Genomic DNA, 19,756 nt, shown 5'->3' with positions numbered 1-19,756 from the left:
GCCCGGGTCCGCACCGGGCCGGACTGCGAAACGGGGAACCCGCGCGCGCTCCTCCTCGGGGCCGTACGGCGCCCCACCCACCGATGCTCCGCGGCGCCCGGACAGAGGTGGGCCCCGAGGCGCCGAGTCCGAAAGGCAAGTTCGGCTCGACACATCGCAGCGCCCGAGGCATCCCGGCCCGGGGGCACAGTCCGCGCCCGGAGCCGCCCCCGTTCCCGCGCCCTGGACGGGGCAGGACATGGTTGCTGCGGCCGGGTGAACACGCGGGGGACGAGAATGAAGCATCCGCCCGGCGGGCATCGCCCCGCGGCGGGTATGGAATTGAAGTGAGGTGAAGCTGCGCAGGCACCCCTCCTCCCGGCTCGTGCACCAGGGCCATGACCGGGCCCGCACTTGGCGGGTGCGCAAGAGCCGCTGGTACTTCCCGCTGCTGGGGCTCACGTTTCTCGGCGCCTTCGCCGAGGTGTTCCTGATCGCCATGGCAGTGGCCAGGATGGTGGGACCGTCGCCGCTGCACGCTCCGCTCCGGTGGATCGAGGGGCAGTGCGACGGTGAGGGTCGCTTCGCCTGTTCCCTGCTGCAGGGCATCGTGATGCCCTTCCTCACGATCGCCTTGGCCACCGTCGCGTACCTCTTCTTCCGGTTCACCCGGGTGAGCCGGGCCTACCTCCGCAAGGCCAGGGAGGTGCCGCGGGACATGGTGCCGACGGCGGGCGGCATCTTCGGGCGGGTGGTGGGACGCGACCAGCTGTGCGAGGTCCTCATGGAGGACCTGCGCGACAGCCGGTTCCGCCGCACGCATGTGGTGGTCGGCGGCATCGGGACGGGCAAGACCGCCCTGCTCGTGCTGCTCACCGAGCGACTTGCCCGGCGGGGCGCGGTGCCCGTGCCGTTGCGGTTGCGCGGTGTGTCGGGGGACCTGGACTTCCGGCAGCTGGCGTTCGAGCGGTTCAGGCTGGAGGTGCAGGGGCACATCCGTTCCGGCGACGAGGCGGAGAAGGTGTGGCGCCACCTCAGTCAGCAGGGCCGCATCGTGGTCCTGGCGGACGGTCTGGAGGACGCTCTCGCCGGGGACACCCTGACGGAGGAGCGCGACACCCTCATCCGACTGGCCGTCCGCCGGGCCAACGAGGAACGGCTGCCGCTCGTCATCGCCTCGCGTCCGCACGACGCACTGCGGGGGCTGGACGCCTCGCTGACCGACCTGGAGCCGCTGAGCGAGGAGGCCGCGCTCGCGTACATCTCCTCCGGCGCCGTCTGGGAGGATCGGCAGCGGCTCGACTGGATCGTGGAGAAGGCGGCGATCGCCGAGGCGCCCACGTACCTGCAGGTGGCGCGGGAACTGCACGACGAGGGGCTGCTGGAACGGGCGCTCAGCGGCCGGTTCGAGGAAGGCGTGGAGACCCGCGGCGGCGACCGGGCGGCGCTGCGGCTGCACCTGGTGGACACCTGGCTCAGCGCCGTCGTCACCGGACGGCTGTGCCCGTACCTGCCGCTCGGCCAGGACGAACGCCGGATGGCGCTGGAGTACCTGTCCGCCCTCGCGTGCGCGGGTCTGGCCGACGACTCCGCAGAGGTCCGCATCGGCGACGTCGTCGACGAACGCGACCCCACCCGGTCCCGCTTTCCGGAGATCATGACGGAGCTCGCGCGGCGTGTGCAGGGCAGCCAGCTGGACGTCCGGCTCGCCGCGGACTGGGGTGCCGGCATGGAGCTGGTGGAGCTCGCCGGGGACCGGGTCCGCTTCCAGCACAGCGTGATCCAGGCCCATCTCGGCGCCCGCTTCATGGGCGCGGTGATCCAGCCGCCGGCGTCCGGGGAGACCACGGAGAACCGGTACTTCCCCGCGGCGCTGGAGAACCCGGGACGGGAACTGCTGATCGCCATGGTTCTGCACTCCCGCACACCGAAGGGCTCCTGTACGCACCCGGGAGCGCGGGGCGGCCACGACGGCTGGTGCCCGGTGGCCGCGGCGCGTGACCTGGTCCTGAACGCGGCCTGCCAGGCGCAGCAGAACAACGCCCACCGTCAGGACGGGGACCGGCAGCCCGGCGGCCGCCGGGCTGCCGGGGCACCACGCGACCCGGCCGACCCGAGGCAGGTCTTCCGCCGCACCCTGCACACCAAGGCGCTCCAGCTCTACGCGGCGGCCCTGCAGATCGACAGCGTCGACGCGGCGTCGGAGCAGCACCGCATCGCGATGGAGCTGACGACGGCGTGGCCCGACCTCCATGCCCGCGATCCTCACTCGCTGGGAGTGGCCAAGGAACTGCTCGTCTCCCGCTTCGGCGAAGCCCTGCGCAGCCTCGATCGCCGGGACGGCGTGCACCCGGCGTACGCGGAGCTGTTGCAGATCGGGTGCCTGGAGCCCTCCTACGGTGTGCGGGTCGCCATCGCACAGGAGATCGGCGCGGGCGGCGACAGCGCCTTCGCACTGCTCCAGGCGCGGCTGCTCGCCCCGCGGACGGAGCCGGAGCAGCCGATGGAGCGCAGACCGGAGTGGATGCTGGACATGTGGGAGAGCCAGCAGCCGCGGACCGTCCGGGCGGGCGAGGACGCCGGACGCACGCGGGCGCCGCGCGACCTCGCACGGTTGCGTCGGCTGGAGGAGCAGGAACGCGAGGAAGAGGAACGCGCATGGCGGCACGACACGATGTGCGCCTGGCTGATCCCGCTGCTCGTGGGCTCCGTCACCGTCCGCCGCCACCACGACACGCCGTACGAGATCCTGGCGGGCTGGGTGGAGCGCGTCGGCGTGCCGAACGGCCCCGACCGCAGACCGCTGGACCTCACGCTGGAGATCGCCCTGGCCCAGGGGTTCAAGTACGCCGCCAACCGCAGGGCCCGGCACCCGCACGCCCGACCGCAGGCCCGTGAGTACCTCATCGAGCAGGCCTGGGACATGCTCAAACGCTCCCGGTTCTGGTTCACCCGGCTCACACTGCTGCACGCGCTGACGCTGTGGGAACTGCCCGACGACGGCTCGGCGGCCGGCGGCCGGTCCGGGCACGGCGCCGACCCGGCTGCACAGATCCGCCAGTGGCTCGGCCTGCGGGACGGCGACCCGCAGCACCCGTTCGTCGAGGCCACCGCGGAACTGTGCGTCCGGGCCCTGGAGACGGGCCGGCCCGAGCGCTATCTGTGGATCGACGAGTGCGGCGTGACCGCGCAGGTCGGTTCCAGGTCGACCGACCGGGAGGCGCGTAGGCACCGGTTGTGGATCCCGCCGTCCACTGGCTGGAGCACGCTGCACCCATTGGCCCGGCAACTCCTCGCGGACATCCTGCTGTTACTCAATCTCGCCGAACGCGGTGACTGGCCCAGGGACCGGCAGCAGCGCCTGCACCGGACCGATCGCCCGGACCTGCCGCCGTGCCTGATGAAGGATCGCCGCCCCCTGGATCCGGACGGGAGCCTCATGCGCACGGCCGCGGCCCACGCCGGCTCCAACTGCCGCGACGACTGCGCCTTCGAACTCTGTCCGTACCCGCCCCTGGGGGCGAGCGGACACCGTCCGGCGCTGTCCGAAGCCTTCTGCCGCGCCCAGTTCACCCTGCTGTCGCGCTCCTGGTCCTTGCTGCGCCCCGCGGCACCCTGGCAGCGGGAGACGGACCTGCCGCAACTGCGCCTGTTCTGGGAGCGGATGAGCAAACGCTCCCGCGGCAGCCCGAATGGACGCTGACCGAGGCCGTCCCTGGGCGGGCTGCCCCGCACAGCGCTACGCCGTTCCGCCGAAGTGGTCCATGAGCCGTTGCTGGAGTCCCTGGAGCACCAGGCTCGACTGTTTGAGCATGGCAAGGCGCCGAACCGCAGTAGCGGCGTATTCCTCCCCCTCAACCACTGCCGCCGCGATCACGTACCCGTTCAGAGCGTCCATGTTCGATGCCGCACCGAAATCCTGACCCGTTGGAACCAGTAACCGGTCCAAGGAGGTCGAGTCGCTGGTGACTGCGTTCACGACCACTGACGGCTGCCAGTCCTCGGCATTCGTGAGGCGTCGGTGAAGACGTGATCGCTCTCTCGCTGCGATAGACGCTGACCTTGATCATCTTGATCGGACTGTTGTCAGAAATCGCTCGCACCTGCCCGAACACCCTGAGTCTCCTCCCGATCGGACTGCCGCTGGAGGCCACCCCTGTACCCAGTCTGTGCGTGCACTTCCACCGCCGCCGGTTGTACGCGACAAGGGCTCCAGCAGGACCCGACCAACTGGGACCCACGCGCGTCCCAGCGGGTCAGACGAGAGTGACTGGTGCCTCCAGACCTTCGGCGGACGCTGACCGAACAGGTACGGCTTGAGTGTTGATGAGGTCACCCGATTCGAGCGTTCCGCTCCCTGAGCGGTCGATGTGCACGCGCAGTCCGTAGGATGCCGAGGCGTCGAGTTCGGGCACGTTCACACGGAAGGGAACCCGGCCTCCCGGAGACAGCCGGACGTCCGTCTGCACCTGCGCACCGACGACGGTGGAAGGCGCGTCGGCCAAGGAAACGTCATGAACCTCCACCAGGAGAGAGGCGGCCGTTCCGTCCGGAGTGTCGGACGGCAGGGACACGAAACCCTGGATGGTGGCCGTCATCGCGCCCCTGCCGCGAGTGAGTCTTCTGCCACGGCCGGATCCGGTTCACGTTCGTCGAGGCGCGACAGGAGCGCGGCCACCTCCGCCGTGATCGGCAATCCGGTCCGTTCCTCCACGAACAACCACTGACCCGCCGGGTTCACCTCCAGAAACACGTACTCCCCGTCGGCTCGCCGACGCAGATCGACCGCACCGAACACCAGGCCGAGAGCCCGCATGAGACGCAGGATGCGATCGGTGACGGCCGTGGGCAGATCGACCGGTCGTACCCGCGCCTCGTCGACGACCATGCGCATGTCCACCGGATATTTCGTCTGCGAGGCGTCGATCTCCGCGGGGAAGAAGCGGTCGCCCACCACGGTTACCCGCAGATCCCTCCCCGGCACGTACTCCTGAAAGATGACAGGCGCGTAGCGTACGGCGTCCAGGACCGTCAGGTCTTCCGCCCGTACGAGCCGGGTCTCCCGCCACGCGTCGGCCGAGGCGACGAAGGCCTTGAAGACGGTTCGGCCGACGCCGGTCTCGCGGATGAAACGGCGGGCCTGCTCCGCCTGGTTGGTGACCAGTGTCCGGGGGAGGGAAAGCCCCAAGCGGCGAGCCACATGCCACTGGTAGGGCTTGTGGTGGGCGATCGCGTCCAGCGCGGGCGGATTGACCCATGCGCAGTCGAGCGAGTGGAACATGCCGTGCAGCGCCTCGCCGGTCTCGCTGATCGCGAACCGCTGATCGCGGAAGGTGCCCAGCCGGCGGTCGACGGTGAAAGGGCGCACGCGCCGCCACCAGGCGGCCCGGCAGTGCTCCAGGCGGGTGTGTGCCGTCGGCGTGCGCACCGTGCACACCGGGTCCCCGCCCGCGGCGTAGTCGAGCGTGACGTCGCCGCGGGCGGGGAAGTCGGCCAGGTCGAGACGGACCACCTCCCGTCCGGCTGCCTCCAGCCTGCGCACGACTGCGCGCGTGTGGTCCTCGTCGTGGGACACGACCAGGATCATTGGGGCCGCCCAGCGACACCGGGCTGGGTGCCGACCTGAGCCAGCAGGAGGTTGTAACCGGCCTGCACCGCGGACAGCCCCTGCTGCAGTGAAGCGACCATCTGGCCCAACTGGCGCATCTGCTCGGACACTCCGTCCGGCTGTCCGGTCATCGCCGGAGACTGATGGGGCGTCGCCAGCACGAACGGACTGCTCGGCGCGGGCGGGCTCATGAGGTCGTGCCAGGGAACCTTGTGCGTGCCCTCGAACACCGGGTCCTTGGACATTTCCTTGAGGGTCGTGTCCACGACGGGGTCCTTGGAGATCTCCTTGACCGTGGGAGCCTGCGGGGCCGGATACATCATGTGGACACCGTCGATGTCGCCCTGGGAGAGTCCCGAGCGCTGTCCCATCGTCACTCCAGGAGGCAGCGGCTCCCGGGGAATGATGGTCGGCTGGTTCGGGTCGATCGCGAAGGCCGTCGCCGGGTAGTGCATGATCGAGCCGAAGTCGTACGGCCCCAGGTCGTCACCGTCCGCGATCTGTTGCAGGAAGTTGTGCTGCATGTCCGGCTGGATGTTCGTGAACGCGATCGTGACGTGCTGGTCCCGGTCCTCGCGGCTCTGCTCGTGCCACAACCCCACCGTGTGACCGATCTCGTGAATGGCGTTGCCAGTGGAGCAGTTGGGGCCCAGCGTCACCTTCTGCATGCCGCCGCGCCGGCCCACGTTGGACGTGCAGCCGCCGCCCGGCACAAAGCGCACGAAGTCCGGGAACTGTGCCGCGTTGGCAGGAGTGCGTTCCACGAACCGGATGCGGGTGCGGGACTGCCAGTGGGCGATGGCGTCCGTGACGCGCTGTGGGTCGGGCAGGCTGGGGTCGATCTCGAACGGCACCGTTGCGTTGGGCCAGACGATGTGGGCGGTGAGCTGAGCGGCTTCCTGGAGGCTGATCCGCTGGGGTGATCCATGGTGACCGGCCGCTCGCTCCACCACGTACGGCCCATGCCCACCAACACCCCGAGGGCACAACCGGGTTGGAAAGGGCCTATCTTCTCGGGCATGGATCATCGGGGAGAGTTCCGTCGGGCAGCGCTTGAGTTGGGCATCCCGGGCGACGAGATCGGCAGATTCAGCCGGCACCTTCGTTTGTCGATCGGACTGTCCGTGGGCGGTGGTTCTCCGGTCGGGCAGGTCGGTGGGTTGCCCCGGCTGCCGGTGGGCATGAAGTGGCCGTCCGCCGGGGACATTCCGTTGCCGTTGCTCCTTTCCGTCGATTGCGGGGCGCTGCCGAGAGTCGACGGCTTCGATCCGCCGGCGGACGGGACGCTGCTCTTCTTCGTGCACCAGGAGATGGACCATGAGGATGGTTCCGGTAGGTACGCGCGAGTCGTGTATGTACCGGACGGCACCGAAACCGCGGTCGCGGAAGCCCCCAGCTCACAGTGTGTCCGCGAACAGTTCGACGTCAGCGCCGAGCTCGGAGCCGAACTGCCCCTCTGGCTCCAGGAGGGCGACGAGGACTGGCACGAGTTCTGGGAGGATCTCGAGTGGGAGGACATGTCGCCCTTCCAGCAGAAGTTGTTCAGGTACATGGAGCATGACCTGCCGCACCTGGACGAACTCCGGGCTTTGGCCCACGACCTCTGGCCGTCCGGCGCCGGCGTTTTCATCGGCGGGTATGCCGATGACGAGGTGATCAACAGCATCGCGGAACAGACTCTCGCGGGACGCGAGAAGGCAGGCGAGATCCCAGCCATCCCGATCGCGGAATGGTTTTCCCACCTGGAGAAGGAAAAGCACCGGCTGACGAGCGAGTGGATATCGCTCGCCAGTGAAGCCAGGGTCTACGAGGAGTACTGCACGAGTTTCGTGATCCGCCACGACGACTTGGCCGCCGCTCGGGTGGACAAGGCACTAGCCGTGACCAGATTCGAGGCCCCGTGACCAGGTTCGACGCACCTCTACCACTGGGAGGGGCCGGCGAAGGCTGTTCACAAAGGCTGTCCAGACGTCCGCACCGAGTCTGCGGAGGAGCCTCCAGGCTCTGAGTGGCCACGGCCTGCTCGACGAATGCGCGGATCTTCGCACGGGACCGGTTGACCACCAGCCGGGTCAAGGCTTGACGAGGACCTTGAGGCTCTTGCGGTCGGCCATGTCCCGGTAGCCGGCCGGGACGCCGTCGAGGTTGGTCGTGGCGTCGAAGACCTTTCCGGGCTCGATGGTGCCGTCGAGGATGTCGGGCATCAGTTCCTCGATGTAGGCGCGGACCGGTGCGGGTCCCCCGGCGAGCCGGATGTTGTGGCGGAAGAGGCTGCCGAAGCCGACGGGTGCCTCCTCGTACTGCGGTACGCCGACGCGGCTGATGACGCCACCCGGGCGGACGATCCCGGTGGCCTGCTGATAGGCGGGCATGGCGCCGACGCACTCCAGGACCACGTGCGTGCCGTGCCCGCCGGTCAGCTCCCTCACCCGGGTGATGCCTTCGTCGCCGCGTGCGGAGACGACGTCGGTCGCGCCGAACTCCCGGCCGAGGTCCGTGCGCTCCTGATGGCGGCCCATCAGGATGATCTGCTCGGCGCCCAGACGTTTGGCGGACAGGACGCCCAGCAGGCCGACGGCGCCGTCACCGATCACGGTGACGCGGGTGCGCTCGTTGACACCGCCCGCCACGGCGGCGTGGTAGCCGGTGCCGAAGACGTCGGAGAGGGTGAGCAAGGACGGGACGAGGGCGGAGTCCGGGGCGACGGGGAGCTTGACTAGGGTTCCGTCGGCGAGCGGGACGCGGACCGCTTCGGCCTGGCCGCCCTCCTCGGCTTCGCCGTCCCAGAAGTTGGCCTGCGCGTGGGTGCAGGAGGTGTGCAGGCCCTCGCGGCAGAACTCACAGGTGTTGTCGGAGATGGCGAACGGGGCGACGACCAGGTCGCCGCGCCTGACGGTGGTCACCTCGGAGCCGGTGTCCTCGACGATGCCGATGAACTCATGGCCCATCCGGGCCGGGCCGTCCTCGGACTTCATCGAGGCATAGGGCCAGAGGTCGCTGCCGCACACGCAGGAGGCGGTGATGCGGACCAGGGCGTCGGTGGGGTGCTTGACGACGGGGTCGGGGACGTTCTCGACGCGGACATCGCCGGCGCCGTACATGAGGGTCGCGCGCATGGGTGGTGCTCCGTTTCCAGATGGTGAGTGATGCTGTGGATCAGCGCCCGTGGAGAGCAGGTCCTGCCCAACCACTCTTGACGGTTTGATCCGGATTATTCATATATGCGTCATCCGTCTTCGCATCCTTTACCGCGCGGTGTCCGCTGTGGCCTGGGCGACTGCGGCTGCCGCTGTGCGGCGGCGCTGGAGGAGCGCGAGCGTGACGGTGGGGATCAGGGTGAGGGCGGCGATCACGGTGCCGACGACGGCGGGGCCGGTGGCAGCGAGCGAGGAGTCGAGGGTGCGGCCGGCGATCCAGGAGCCGATGGCGGTGCCGAGGTTGAACGCCGAGACGGTCAGGGCGGAGGCCAGCACGGGTGCCTGCTTCGCGAAGCGGACGGCCAGGGCCATCAGCACCGGGTTGGCGCCCAGTCCGAAGAAGCCCAGCAGGGCGACCAGGACGATGGCGGGCACGGCGTAGCCGGCCAGTAGAGAGATCGCCAGCAACAGGAGGGTGGCTCCGGCGGGGGCCACGATCGTGACCGTGTGCGGGCGGCGGTCACCCAGGCGGCCGCCGACGAGAGAGCCGGCCAGGGCGCCCAGGCCGAAGCCGACCAGGACCAGCGGCACGATCCCCGAGGTAATCCCGGACCGGCCGGTCAGCAGCGGGGCGATGTAGGAGTAGGCGGCCAGGACGCCGCCGGTCGTGGTGGCGCAGGCCGCCAGCACCAGCCACACGCGGCCCGAGCGCAGCGCGGTCAGCTCGGAGCGGACCGACACCGTCTGCTGGGCCGGTCCGTCGTGCGCGACGGTACGGGCGATCAGCACGATGGCCGCGGCGGAGAGGGCCGCCAGGGCCCAGAAGGGGCCGCGCCAGCCCATGAGCTGTCCGGCGAACGCGCCCAGCGGCACGCCGACGACGTTGGCGAGCATCGCTCCGGCCCCGACCAGGCCGAGGGCGCGGGAGTCGGCGGCGGGGCCGGCGGCGTTCGCGGCGGCCACGTTGGCCACCGTCCAGAACGCTCCGGTGGCGATCGCGGTCAGGAAACGGGCCGCCAGCAGCACCGTGAAGTCCGAACCGAGGGCGACGACGACGTGCCCGGCGGCGAAGACGCCCAGGGCGAGCATCAGGGTGAACCGCTTGGGCAGCCGCAGGGTGAGCATCGCCATCAGCGGCGCCCCGATGATCATTCCGATGGCGAAGACGGTGATCATCAGGCCGGTCCCGGCCACGCTCACGTCCAGGTCGCCCGCGATCTCGGGCAGCAGGCCGGCCACGACGAACTCGGTCGTGCCCATCAGGAACGTGCCCAGCGCCAGGATGTGGACGACGAGTGGCAGCCGGGACGGTGCCGGTTTCTGCCCGGCCGGTTCGGTCCGTATACCGGCGGGAGCCTGGAGGGTTCCTCCTCGCGTAGTCACAGTGCATCTCCATGGAGGTCGTGATCGGGTTCGTCGTCCAGAGAACCGGCCCCGCCACCCTTGAGGAAGGTCGCGTTCATGGGGGGTACAGGCTCAACCTCCCTCCGCGAGCGAGCGTGGCTACCGTGGAAGACATGGACGACCAGCACGATCACCGCACCGAGATCCGGGACTTTCTCGCCAGCCGCCGCGCGAAGATCACCCCGGAACAGGCCGGGCTGCCCACCAGCGGCCGGCGCCGGGTCCCGGGCCTGCGTCGCGAGGAGGTCGCCGTCCTGGCCGGGGTGAGTACCGAGTGGTACACCCGCCTGGAGAAGGGCCACATCAGCGGCGTCTCCGAAGACGTCCTCGCCGCCGTCGCCCAGGCCCTGCAACTCGACGACGACGAGCGCACCTACCTCTTCGACCTGGCCCGCGCCGCCCGCCCCGCACGCCGCACACCCTCACGCCGCCGGGACGTCGCCGTACCGCCCCGCACCCAGTGGCTGCTCGACTCCATCACGATGTCCGCCGCCTTCGTACGCAACGGCCGCCTGGACGTCATCGCCCACAATGCCCTCGGCCGGGCCCTGCACGCGCCCATGTTCGACAGCCCCACCACCGATCGGCGCGGGCGCCCGAACTTCGCCCGTTTCCACTTCCTCGACGACGTCTCCCGCGACTTCTTCGTCGACTGGGAATCCGGCGCCGCGGCCACCGTCGCCCTGCTGCGCGCCGAGGCCGGGCGTGAACCGCACGACCGGACCCTGCGCGAACTGATCGGCGAGCTGTCCACCCTCAGCCGCGACTTCCGCACCCTGTGGGCCGCGCACGATGTCCGCATCCGCCACGACGGCGTCAAACGGCTCCAACACCCGGACGTGGGCGAGCTGGAGCTCACCTACCAGTCCGTGGACCTGCCCGTGTCCCAGCGGGCCGTGCACGACCTGAGCCTCTACACCGCCGAACCGGGCAGCATGTCCGAAGAAGGCCTCAAGCTCCTCACCAGCCTGGCAGCCACTTCCCCCCGAACGGCAGAGCCCAGCGACCGGCTGAGCTGAGCAGGAGGACCCCTCCTCCGTGCCGCTGTCCCGGTGCGCATCCTGACCCGCACCTTGCGTCATACTCCGCGAGTGACCGCGCCGACAGGTCCCGTGATCCTTTTCGATGACGATCACCACATGTACGTCCTCCGGGACCGAGCCTCCGCCGAGGCATGGTGGGAGATGCCTGACGAGTACGTCTGTGGGTTCGACGCCCTGGCCAGACCGTTGCGCAGGACGGGTGAGCCACATCGGGTCGCCCTCGAACTCGGTGGTCATGCACGGGCCGAGGCAGACCTGCGCCGTCTCGTCGCCGACCACTACCAGCGGTTCCTGCACGGACAGGTGCCGCCCCAGGCGTCGGATCTTTCGGAGTTCGTTGCGGGGCTGCCCGTCGAGGGTTCGTGATCCGGGGCCGTTCGTCCCATAGCGCTCCGGCGCATCAGGCCGGGTCCGCGTACGATGACCCACTCGAGGGGGTGGTGGCATGGCCATGAGAATGCACCGGTGGTATGCGGCGACCGCGGTGGCACTGTTGCTGACCGGTTGCCAAGGCGCACCGGAGAGTGACAGCACAGCCGGCAAGGCGGCGGCACTCACCAAGGAACAGGTCGGCCAGACGCTGCCGGACGGCGAGGTCATGACGGGCTGGAAGCAGTCCTTCCAGCCCACAGCCATCGAGATGAACAAGCTCTACCGCTCGCAGGCCTGCCCCAGCAAGGGCAACGCGGGCTGCGAGAACTCCCGCTTCTTCGGCGCCGCGACCTTCCGGCGCGAGAACCCCCTCGCCTCCGTCACCTTCCAGGTCGTCGCCTACGACAGCGAACAGGCCGCAAGGGACGCGTACGACGTGCTCTGGGACGGCTACTACTCCAACCAGGCCGGCCGGACGGGCCAGGGAGCCAAGACTCTGAAGCTCGGCCCGATCGGTGACGAGAACGACGCCCGGCTCGGCACCTCCGGCTTCCACGGCGAGCCCGGCGCCGTGACCCAGACCCGGGTCGGCACGACGCTGCTGTGGACCATGGAGTCCGCCGCGCACAAGGGCGACATCGACGAGGACAGTGTCCGGGACCTGGCCACGATGCTCGCCAAGCGGTCCCAGCAGGCCCAGAACGGCAACGAGCCCTCCGCCGCGCTCAGCGGCTGACCGCAAGGCAACCTCAGGCCCCGGGGAGGCTGATCCAGCAGTACGCGGTCCGGGCGGACGGCGCGAACCGCGCGGTGAGCGTGTACAGCGACGACCACGGCGAGACGTGGGGGGCCGGCACACCGACGGCGGGGGCGGGGACGAGAACAAGACCGTCGAACTGTCCGACGGCCGGATCCTGCTTAACAACCGTTCCGCGCCCTACCGCACGGTCGCCTTCAGCACCGACGGCGGAGTCGCCTACACGCCCTTCCAGCAGGACACCGCGCTCCCCGACCCGGCGAACAACGGGTCGGTCACCCGCTTCGCACCGGACGTGCCCGCCGGCCACCCCCGCGCCAAGTGGCTGCTGTTCAGCAACACCGAGGACACCGGTATCCGGCGCGATCTCACCGTGAAGATGTCCTGCGACGACGGCAGGACCTGGCCCATCCGCAAGGTCGTCAACACGGGGGCGTCCGCGTACTCGACGCTCACACCGCTGTCGGACGGGACCGGCGCCAACCCCCGCGTCGGCATGCTCTGGGAGCGCGAGGGCTACCAGCACATGACCTACTCCTCCTTCGACCTCAAGTGGCTCGGCGGGGTCTGCGCCCCGGTGACGGTCGGCGCACCGGCGCAGGTGAAGGCCGGAGAACAGGCCCGGTTCGACGTGCGCGTGGTCAACCAGAACGACTGGGCCCTGCCCGCCGACAGCGTGCGGCTGGACCTCCCCGCCGGATGGACCGGCGCCTCCGTGAACGTACCGGCCCTCGATCCGGGGCAGGGCGCCACCGTGAAGGTGCAGGTCGACGTGCCCCTCACCGCCAGCGGCGCGCAGAAGGTCACGGGCGTCCACTCGGTCCGCGACGCGCACTCCTACGGCACCGCGACGGCAGGCGTCTCGTTTCATGCGGATGGCCATCCTGAGCTTCGGTGGGCGGGAAGGCGTGCGCCGGTTCGGGAGGAAGGGCGGCGGGACGGCCCTGGGCAACGGCAGCCGGCCCGCGGTCCGTGCCGCGACGGCCTCGTCCTCCCGCGCCGGGGAAACGAGTCGAGCCTGGAGAGTAGACGTCTGATGTCTGCCGTTCGCAGCACCGTAGGAGCCGGGCCGCCGGATGACAAGGGGTGTGCGGTGGCGGCTGTAGGCACCGTCGCGGTGCCCCGTTCGAGGCCGGCCGGGCCTCCGTGCGGGACGTGGACGCGGCGGGGACGGTCGTCACGCCCGGTCCGTCCCCCGGGTTGGGCCACCGGGGGGAACCGCGCGCCCCGGTGGCACGGACGACGGCTCGGGCGCGCGGGTGGCGGAGAGACTGCCGGGGACCGCGGTGCCCGCCGCGCGTGGCCGGGCGCCTCGACGGCGCGTGAGTCCTGCCGTCCTCGGGAGTTCCGGCTCGCAGGCTCCCGGATGTTCCGCGGGACGGCGCCGCCCGGAAGCGATCACGTTGGGGATGTGGGATGCGCAACGGCCGCACGGAAGCGCCGGCGAGGGAGCTGTGGCTCCGATGGCTGCCTGCCGTGGTGATCGCGGGGGCGTTCGTCCTCGACGTCGCCACCAGGGGAGGCGTCAATACGTTCCCCTTGCTCGCGGCCGCCCCCGGGGTGGCCGCGAGTGTCCTCTCCCTGCGGGGGACGATCGCCACCGGCGTGGCGACGATCCTCGTGGGACTCGTGCTGGTGTACCTGGAGAGGGAGCCGGTCCGCGCGGACGTCGCCGTGTTCAGCAGCCTGGTACTTCTCACCGTCATCGCGGCGGTCCTCAACGTCCAGCTCACATGGAACCGGCGGCAGCTGAGGACGAGTCGCGAGGTGGCCGCCGCGGTCCAGCACGCGGTGCTCCCGGATCCGCCCCGACGGGTGGGGCGACTGTCCGTGGCGTCCCGGTACGAGGTCGCCCACGAGGAGGCGGCCATCGGTGGCGACCTCTTCGCGATCCATGAGACCGACCACGGCATCCGGATGCTCATCGCCGATGTGCGGGGCAAGGGGCTCGAGGCGGTCCGCACGGTCAACGCCCTGCTCGGCTCCTTCCACGAGGCCTGCCACCACCGGCCCGACCTGCCGGGCGTCGTGCGGCAACTGGAGGACCGGATGCAGGAGGTCATCAGGCGGTCGAGCGGTGCGGAGGCCGAGTCGTTCGCCACCGCCGTCGTCGCGGAGCTGCCCCCGGACTGCTCCGGACTGCGTATCGTCAACCGCGGCCACGCGGCACCGTTGCTGGTCCGCGGCGGCAGGGTGACCCCGCTGACACCGAGCAGTCCCTCGCTGCCGCTCGGCCTGGGTCTTCTGCACGGCGACGACGTCGTGGTCGACCTGTTCGATCCGCCCGCCGGAGCCACCCTCGTGCTGTTCACGGACGGCATCAACGAGGCGCGGGACGCGGACGGCGTCTTCTTCGATCCAGTTCCTGTCCTGTCCCGGCCCCTTCCGGCGGACCCGGACGCGGTGCTCGACGCCGTGCTCCGCGCCGTCCTCCGGCACACCGGCGGAGATCTGCAGGACGACGCGGCGCTCTTCGCCGCCACCCTGGACGAATGAACCCGGGTCCGGTCCGCGGGGGCGGAGAGGCGGCGCCGCGGACCCCGTTTGCGTGAGCGGTGAACGGGTCACTCACTGATGAGGTCAGAGGTGCCTTCGAAGGAGTTCGGGTGATGACGCGGGCCGCCGGCACCACGGCGCTGGACGACTGCACGGTCGACGCGGTCGACGTCCACGCCTTCGAGATCCCCACCGACGGCCCGGAGGGCAGGGAGCAGGACGGCACGCTCGACTGGGACACCACGACCGTGGTCCTGGTCCGGGTGCACGCCGGCGGAAGGACGGGGCTGGGTTACACCTACGGGGACGCCTCGGTCGCCTCGTTCGTGCGGTCGCAACTGGTGCCGGTGATCGACGGCGGCTCCGCCGCCTCGCCCCCGGCGCTGTGGCAGCGGATGGGCGTACGGATCCGCAACGCCGGGCGTCCCGGTGTCGGGGGCATGGCCCTGTCCGCCGTCGACGTGGCGCTGTGGGACCTCAAGGCGAGGCTGCTGGACCTGCCGCTGGTGCACCTCCTTCCGGCCTGTCACGACCGCGTACCCGTCTACGGGAGCGGCGGCTTCACCAACTACGCCCCGGACCGCCTCACCGGCCAGCTCGCCGGCTGGGTGGAGCAGGGCATCCCGCGGGTCAAGCTGAAGACCTCGCGCGACCCGGAGGCCGACCCGCGGCGCCTGACCGCCGTGCGCCGGGCGATCGGCGACGGGCCGGAACTGTTCGCCGACGCCAACGGCGCGCTCGGCCGCAAGGAGGCCCTGTACTGGGCGCGCAGGTTCCACGAGGAGTGGGACGTGAGCTGGTTCGAGGAACCCGTCACGTCCGCCGACCTCGAAGGGCTGCGGATGCTGCGTGACCGGGGACCGGAGCGCCTGGAGATCGCGGCGGGGGAGTACGGCTTCACCGCTCAGGACTTCGTGAACCTCGTCGAGGGCCCCGCCGTGGACTGCCTCCAGGCCGACGTCACCCGGTGCGGGGGGATCACCGGCGTGCTGGAGATCGCCGGGCTGTCGGCCGCCCGGCACCTCGACCTGTCCGCGCACTGCGCTCCGGCCATCTCCGCCCACGCCTTCTGCGCCGTACGCCGGCTGCGGCATCTGGAGTACTTCCACGACCACGTGCGCGTCGAGAGCCTGCTGTTCGACGGCACCCTGCCGCCCGTCGGCGGAGCCCTGCGGCCCGACACCGGCCGGCCGGGACTCGGCCTGGACGTCAGGTGGGCCGACGCGGAGCCCTACCGGGTCCACGGCACGCGGCCGTCCTGACGGCACCGGAGGCCCCGCACGGCACCGGAAGCCCCGCACGGCACCGGAAGCCGGGCGGGGCGGGAGAAAGGTCCGGGGCCGGCTCAGGGGTCCATGCGCTGCCGCTGGCGCATCTGCTCGTTGTGCCAGGCGATCGCGCGGCGGATCTGCGGTTCGTGCAGGCCCGTGCGGCACGCGAGCTGATCCATGGAGAGCGCCGGCGGCCCCGTGGACAGCGCACGGGTCAGTTTCGCGGCCCAGAGCTCCTCCTCGACGAAGGGCCGGTCCTGGTAACCGTCCTTGACCACGTCGAAGTGGTCGTCGCAACACGCGGTGATGAGCCGCAGCCCGTCGTAGTACGCGTGGGTGGCATGGGCGGACGAGGAGTCCGGCACGTATCCGCGCACGGCCCGGTCCTCGGGGAACACCCTGGCGCACAGGTCGCACAGCTCCACGGCGGCGGCCCGCGCGCTCCGGCGGTCCTTCCTGCGCTTACGGTTCCACATCGCGCCTCCTGGAATCGCCGTCCAGCAGCGTAGACGCCGTATGCCGCGTCGGGCCGGCGTCCGGAATTCCGGAGTTACCCGATGAGAAAGGGACAAACGCCCCTCCCGTCCCACGGGTGCCGCTCAGGCGGGGCGGGTCTGCGGGTTCAGGGGAGACCGCCCCGCTCGCAGACCTGGCGGGCGATGTCGCGGAGCTTGACGTTGCGGTCCTGGGAGGCGCGGCGCAGCGTGGCGAAGGCCTGCTCCTCGGTGAGACGGTGGCTGCCCATGAGAATGCCCATGGCCTCGCCGATCGTGTGCCTGGTGCCGATGGCCTCCTGCAACTGGGCCTGGGTGCGGGCGCTGGAGAACGCGACCGCGGCATGGGAGGCCAGCAGCCAGCCGGCGGTCTCACTGGCCTCGGTGAACGCGCCGGGCCGGCGGGAGTAGAAGTTCAGCGCCCCGAAGTCCTCGTCCTCGGTGAACAGCAGGATGCCCATCATGCTGCCCAGGCCCAGCTTGCGGGCCTCGGGCACGTACTTGGGCCAGCGCCGTGCCACATCGGTGAAGTCGGCGATCCGGAAGTGCCGCTCGCCCTCGGAGGTGCGCGCGGCGTCGAAGCACGGACCCTCCCCGACGCGCTCCTGGAGCTGGTCGCTGTCGATCACCAGCTGCTCGGTGGGCGCCAGCGACTGCACCCGGTTGCCGCGCAGCAGGAGAATGCCGGCGGCGTCGCAGCCCTCCACCAGCTCCGTGGCCGAGCCGGTGATTCTCGCCAGCGTGTCGCGTACGGACTCCTGCGCCAGCAGGTCCCGCGCCAGCGAGGCCATCTGCTCGGCGAACGCTCGCCAGTCCATTCCGTCCTCCTGTTCGGCGCCGACCCTCCTGCGAGTGCCCGAGGGCGAGCGGAGCAAAAGGCGGGGAGTCACCCGGGCGAGGCGCCCGGTCACCTTGTTTCACGCTACATCTAAATGCATAATGCGCTTATGGACACGCCCGTCACCGGCCCCGGGGAGCCCGACGCCTCCTCGGAGGAACTGATCATCGCTGTCGAGCGGATGATCCGGTACGTGCGCCACAGCGCGCGGACCGGCGGTCTGAGCACCGCGGCCTCCTCGACGCTGGCGCGGCTCAGCCGCGAGGGCTCCCAGCGGCTGACCGAACTCGCCAGGAGCGAGGGCGTCTCCCAGCCGAACATGACCCAGCTCGTCACGCGCATGGAACGCACGGGGCTGGTCCGCCGGGTCGCCGACCGCAGCGACGGCCGGGGCGTGCTGGTGGAGATCACCGCCGCCGGCCAGGACGTCTTCGCACAGCGCCGGGCCGAACGCGCCCGCGCGCTCGGACGGCTCATCGGCGAACTGACCGAGCCGGAGCAGCAGGCCACCAGGACGGCTCTGCTGGCCCTGGCCCGCGTGCTCGGCGACCGCCACGACACCACCTGACGGAGCCCGTCCCCCCTGACCACCTCTCTTCCGTCCCCGTCCTCACCCGAAAGAGAACCGCCCATGAGCGCACCGCACGGCAAGGCCGCAAGTCCGTTCCGGCAGCCCAAGGCCGTCTGGGCCGTCGCGTTCGCCTGCGTGATCTCGTTCATGGGCATCGGGCTGGTCGACCCGATCCTGCCCGCCCTGGCCGAGAGCCTCGACGCCACGCCCAGCCAGGTCTCCCTGCTGTTCAGCAGCTATCTGATCGTCACCGCCGTCGCGATGCTGATCGTCGGCTGGATATCCAGCCGCATCGGCGCCAAGCGGACCCTGGTCACCGGACTGGCGATCATCGTCGTGTTCGCCGCCCTCGCCGGCGCCACCGATTCCATCAACGGCATCGTCGGCTTCCGCGCCGGCTGGGGACTGGGCAACGCCCTGTTCATCGCCACCTCCCTCGCCGTCATCGTGGCCTCCGCGAGCGGCGGCTTCGGTGGCGCGATCATCCTCTACGAGACCGCCCTCGGCCTCGGCATCGCCGTCGGCCCGCTGCTCGGCGGCGAGCTGGGCGGCATCAGCTGGCGCGGCCCCTTCTTCGGCGTCGCCGCCCTCATGGCCGTCGCACTGGTCGCCACCCTCGCCTTCGTGCCCGACCTGCCCAGGCCGGAGCACCGCACCTCACCGATCGCCCCGCTCAGGGCCCTGCGCCACCGCGGCCTGCTCACCATGGGCATCATGGCCCTGCTGTACAACTGGGGCTTCTTCACCATGCTCGGCTACGCCCCGTACCCCATGGAGCTCGACGCCCACCGACTCGGCCTCGTCTTCACCGGCTGGGGCCTGCTGGTCGCCGCCTTCAGCGTCTTCTTCGCCCCGCGTCTGCAGGCCCGCTACGGCACCGCCCCGGTCCTCTACGCCAACCTGCTCGGCCTCGGCATCGTCATGACGGTCATCGCGGCCGGCGTCACCAGCCCCACCACGGTCATCGTGGCGGTCGTCGTCAGCGGTGCCTTCATCGGTATCAACAACACCCTGACCACGCAGGCCGTCATGCTCGTCGCGCCGGTCGAGCGCCCCGTGGCGTCCTCCGCCTACGGCTTCCTCCGCTTCATCGGCGGCGGCCTCGCCCCCTACGCCGCCGGAAGGCTCGCCGACGCCACCGACCTGAGCGTCCCCTTCTACCTCGGCGCCGCCACCTTCGTCCTCGCCGTCCCCGTACTGGCCAGCGGCCACCGGCTGCTCCGCCGGGCCGAGACCGGGGCCGCCGGCGGCGAGCCCGTGACGCCGGCGCTCACCGCCGTCGGCGCCCCCGCCACGACCGACGCGCCGCCCGTCGTCGTCGCCGTGGGCGCCCACGACCGGGCCGCCTCCATCGTGGACGCCGCGGCACGTCTCGCCCGGGACACCGGCAGCCCCCTCGAAGTCGTCCACGTCCAGCAGACCGCCGTGGTCGAGGGGCAGGCCGTCGACACCGAGACCGACGCCGGGGCCCGCAGGGCGGTCACCGCGCACCTCGAGCGGCTGACCGGCCTCGGCATCGCCGCCTCCGGCCAGATCCTCACCAGCGTCGGCGACCACGCCGCGGCCGGCCGTGCGCTGGCCCGGCACGCCGCCGAGGCAGGGGCCCGCACGGTCGCGGTCGGACGTTCCCCGCGCGGCCCCGTCGCCCAGTTCGCCGACGGCAGCTTCACCAGCGCGCTCACCCACGCCGCCGCCTGCACCGTCGTCCTCGTCGACCCCGACGACGAGCCCCGGCCCCTCACCGCCGCCACCCTGCCCGGCCTGCGCGCCGAGGCGGGCTGAACCG

17 protein-coding genes and 1 pseudogene are annotated in these 19,756 nt (G+C 70.9%); 10 read left to right on the top strand and 8 right to left on the bottom strand.

Annotated elements, in window-relative coordinates:
- The first annotated feature begins 331 nt into the window (after positions 1-331).
- Positions 332-3,682 carry an NACHT domain-containing protein gene (locus AC0VYN_RS19495; RefSeq protein ID WP_475531962.1) on the top strand — a complete coding sequence of 1,117 codons (3,351 nt, stop codon included), beginning with the start codon at positions 332-334 and terminating at the stop codon, positions 3,680-3,682.
- 36 nt (positions 3,683-3,718) lie between these two features.
- On the opposite strand, the gene AC0VYN_RS19490 is transcribed toward AC0VYN_RS19495, so the two are convergent.
- From AC0VYN_RS19490 to AC0VYN_RS19475, 4 genes are all read right to left on the bottom strand, one after another.
- On the bottom strand, positions 3,719-3,958 hold the full coding sequence (locus AC0VYN_RS19490; protein WP_475531961.1) for a hypothetical protein: 240 nt from the start codon (positions 3,956-3,958) through the stop codon (positions 3,719-3,721).
- Positions 3,959-4,235: 277 nt separating this feature from the next.
- Positions 4,236-4,577: a YbaY family lipoprotein gene (locus AC0VYN_RS19485; RefSeq protein ID WP_475531960.1), complete on the bottom strand. Its 342-nt coding sequence runs from the start codon at positions 4,575-4,577 to the stop codon at positions 4,236-4,238.
- Positions 4,574-5,554 (bottom strand): MvdC/MvdD family ATP grasp protein, encoded by a 981-nt coding sequence (locus AC0VYN_RS19480; protein ID WP_475531959.1) that lies wholly within the window; start codon positions 5,552-5,554, stop codon positions 4,574-4,576. The genes AC0VYN_RS19485 and AC0VYN_RS19480 overlap by 4 nt, the downstream gene beginning before the upstream one ends.
- Positions 5,555-5,562: 8 nt before the next feature.
- The gene (locus tag AC0VYN_RS19475) at positions 5,563-6,540 is read right to left on the bottom strand and encodes a M12 family metallopeptidase (protein ID WP_475531958.1); all 978 of its coding nucleotides are present in this window, start codon (positions 6,538-6,540) and stop codon (positions 5,563-5,565) included.
- A 66-nt stretch (positions 6,541-6,606) separates the two neighbouring features.
- Between AC0VYN_RS19475 and AC0VYN_RS19470 the strand changes: the two genes are divergently transcribed.
- Complete coding sequence (locus AC0VYN_RS19470; protein ID WP_475531957.1) at positions 6,607-7,491, top strand: DUF1963 domain-containing protein; 885 nt, start codon at positions 6,607-6,609, stop codon at positions 7,489-7,491.
- Between the two features lie 168 nt (positions 7,492-7,659).
- Here AC0VYN_RS19470 and AC0VYN_RS19465 read toward each other — a convergent pair whose 3' ends face one another.
- Positions 7,660-8,703: a zinc-dependent alcohol dehydrogenase family protein gene (locus AC0VYN_RS19465; protein WP_475531956.1), complete on the bottom strand. Its 1,044-nt coding sequence runs from the start codon at positions 8,701-8,703 to the stop codon at positions 7,660-7,662.
- Between the two features lie 129 nt (positions 8,704-8,832).
- Positions 8,833-10,107 carry an MFS transporter gene (locus tag AC0VYN_RS19460; protein ID WP_475531955.1) on the bottom strand — a complete coding sequence of 425 codons (1,275 nt, stop codon included), beginning with the start codon at positions 10,105-10,107 and terminating at the stop codon, positions 8,833-8,835.
- A 134-nt stretch (positions 10,108-10,241) separates the two neighbouring features.
- Here AC0VYN_RS19460 and AC0VYN_RS19455 point away from each other — a divergent pair, with 134 nt between their 5' ends.
- The 6 genes and pseudogenes from AC0VYN_RS19455 (at position 10,242) to AC0VYN_RS19430 (ending at position 16,058) form a co-directional block, all read left to right on the top strand.
- On the top strand, positions 10,242-11,147 hold the full coding sequence (locus AC0VYN_RS19455) for a helix-turn-helix transcriptional regulator (RefSeq protein WP_475531954.1): 906 nt from the start codon (positions 10,242-10,244) through the stop codon (positions 11,145-11,147).
- Between the two features lie 120 nt (positions 11,148-11,267).
- Positions 11,268-11,537 carry a hypothetical protein gene (locus AC0VYN_RS19450; RefSeq protein WP_475531953.1) on the top strand — a complete coding sequence of 90 codons (270 nt, stop codon included), beginning with the start codon at positions 11,268-11,270 and terminating at the stop codon, positions 11,535-11,537.
- A 79-nt stretch (positions 11,538-11,616) separates the two neighbouring features.
- The gene (locus AC0VYN_RS19445; protein WP_475531952.1) at positions 11,617-12,279 is read left to right on the top strand and encodes a hypothetical protein; all 663 of its coding nucleotides are present in this window, start codon (positions 11,617-11,619) and stop codon (positions 12,277-12,279) included.
- Positions 12,280-12,302: 23 nt separating this feature from the next.
- Positions 12,303-13,165 (top strand): annotated as a pseudogene (locus AC0VYN_RS19440) (exo-alpha-sialidase); the annotation flags it as partial.
- 611 nt (positions 13,166-13,776) lie between these two features.
- Positions 13,777-14,796 carry a PP2C family protein-serine/threonine phosphatase gene (locus AC0VYN_RS19435; RefSeq protein ID WP_475531951.1) on the top strand — a complete coding sequence of 340 codons (1,020 nt, stop codon included), beginning with the start codon at positions 13,777-13,779 and terminating at the stop codon, positions 14,794-14,796.
- Positions 14,797-14,909: 113 nt separating this feature from the next.
- Complete coding sequence (locus tag AC0VYN_RS19430; RefSeq protein WP_475531950.1) at positions 14,910-16,058, top strand: enolase C-terminal domain-like protein; 1,149 nt, start codon at positions 14,910-14,912, stop codon at positions 16,056-16,058.
- An 83-nt stretch (positions 16,059-16,141) separates the two neighbouring features.
- On the opposite strand, the gene AC0VYN_RS19425 is transcribed toward AC0VYN_RS19430, so the two are convergent.
- Entirely contained in the window at positions 16,142-16,543 is a 402-nt protein-coding gene (locus AC0VYN_RS19425; RefSeq protein WP_451689136.1) for a hypothetical protein, read from the bottom strand.
- Positions 16,544-16,689: 146 nt separating this feature from the next.
- Complete coding sequence (locus AC0VYN_RS19420) at positions 16,690-17,379, bottom strand: GAF and ANTAR domain-containing protein (protein WP_475531949.1); 690 nt, start codon at positions 17,377-17,379, stop codon at positions 16,690-16,692.
- A gap of 129 nt (positions 17,380-17,508) precedes the next feature.
- On the opposite strand from AC0VYN_RS19420, the gene AC0VYN_RS19415 reads away from it, so the two are divergent.
- Positions 17,509-17,967, top strand: a complete 459-nt coding sequence (locus tag AC0VYN_RS19415; RefSeq protein ID WP_475531948.1) for a MarR family winged helix-turn-helix transcriptional regulator — start codon at positions 17,509-17,511, stop codon at positions 17,965-17,967.
- Between the two features lie 63 nt (positions 17,968-18,030).
- Positions 18,031-19,752 carry an MFS transporter gene (locus tag AC0VYN_RS19410; protein WP_475531947.1) on the top strand — a complete coding sequence of 574 codons (1,722 nt, stop codon included), beginning with the start codon at positions 18,031-18,033 and terminating at the stop codon, positions 19,750-19,752.
- The last annotated feature ends 4 nt before the right edge of the window (positions 19,753-19,756 follow it).

The sequence above is a fragment of the Streptomyces sp. 63XJN7_1_ISO-PGPR-S23-121 genome, assembly GCF_056173025.1.
This window is presented reverse-complemented; position numbering and strand designations above follow the sequence as displayed.

What these genes read in the sequence shown, in the direction of transcription:
- AC0VYN_RS19485 (WP_475531960.1), bottom strand. Translation starts at nt 4,577, where the DNA reads ATGACGGCCACCATCCAGGGTTTCGTGTCCCTGCCGTCCGACACTCCG.
- AC0VYN_RS19470 (WP_475531957.1), top strand. Translation starts at nt 6,607, where the DNA reads ATGGATCATCGGGGAGAGTTCCGTCGGGCAGCGCTTGAGTTGGGCATC.
- AC0VYN_RS19465 (WP_475531956.1), bottom strand. Translation starts at nt 8,703, where the DNA reads ATGCGCGCGACCCTCATGTACGGCGCCGGCGATGTCCGCGTCGAGAAC.
- AC0VYN_RS19455 (WP_475531954.1), top strand. Translation starts at nt 10,242, where the DNA reads ATGGACGACCAGCACGATCACCGCACCGAGATCCGGGACTTTCTCGCC.
- AC0VYN_RS19450 (WP_475531953.1), top strand. Translation starts at nt 11,268, where the DNA reads ATGTACGTCCTCCGGGACCGAGCCTCCGCCGAGGCATGGTGGGAGATG.
- AC0VYN_RS19445 (WP_475531952.1), top strand. Translation starts at nt 11,617, where the DNA reads ATGGCCATGAGAATGCACCGGTGGTATGCGGCGACCGCGGTGGCACTG.
- AC0VYN_RS19430 (WP_475531950.1), top strand. Translation starts at nt 14,910, where the DNA reads ATGACGCGGGCCGCCGGCACCACGGCGCTGGACGACTGCACGGTCGAC.
- AC0VYN_RS19425 (WP_451689136.1), bottom strand. Translation starts at nt 16,543, where the DNA reads ATGTGGAACCGTAAGCGCAGGAAGGACCGCCGGAGCGCGCGGGCCGCC.
- AC0VYN_RS19420 (WP_475531949.1), bottom strand. Translation starts at nt 17,379, where the DNA reads ATGGACTGGCGAGCGTTCGCCGAGCAGATGGCCTCGCTGGCGCGGGAC.
- AC0VYN_RS19415 (WP_475531948.1), top strand. Translation starts at nt 17,509, where the DNA reads ATGGACACGCCCGTCACCGGCCCCGGGGAGCCCGACGCCTCCTCGGAG.
- AC0VYN_RS19410 (WP_475531947.1), top strand. Translation starts at nt 18,031, where the DNA reads ATGAGCGCACCGCACGGCAAGGCCGCAAGTCCGTTCCGGCAGCCCAAG.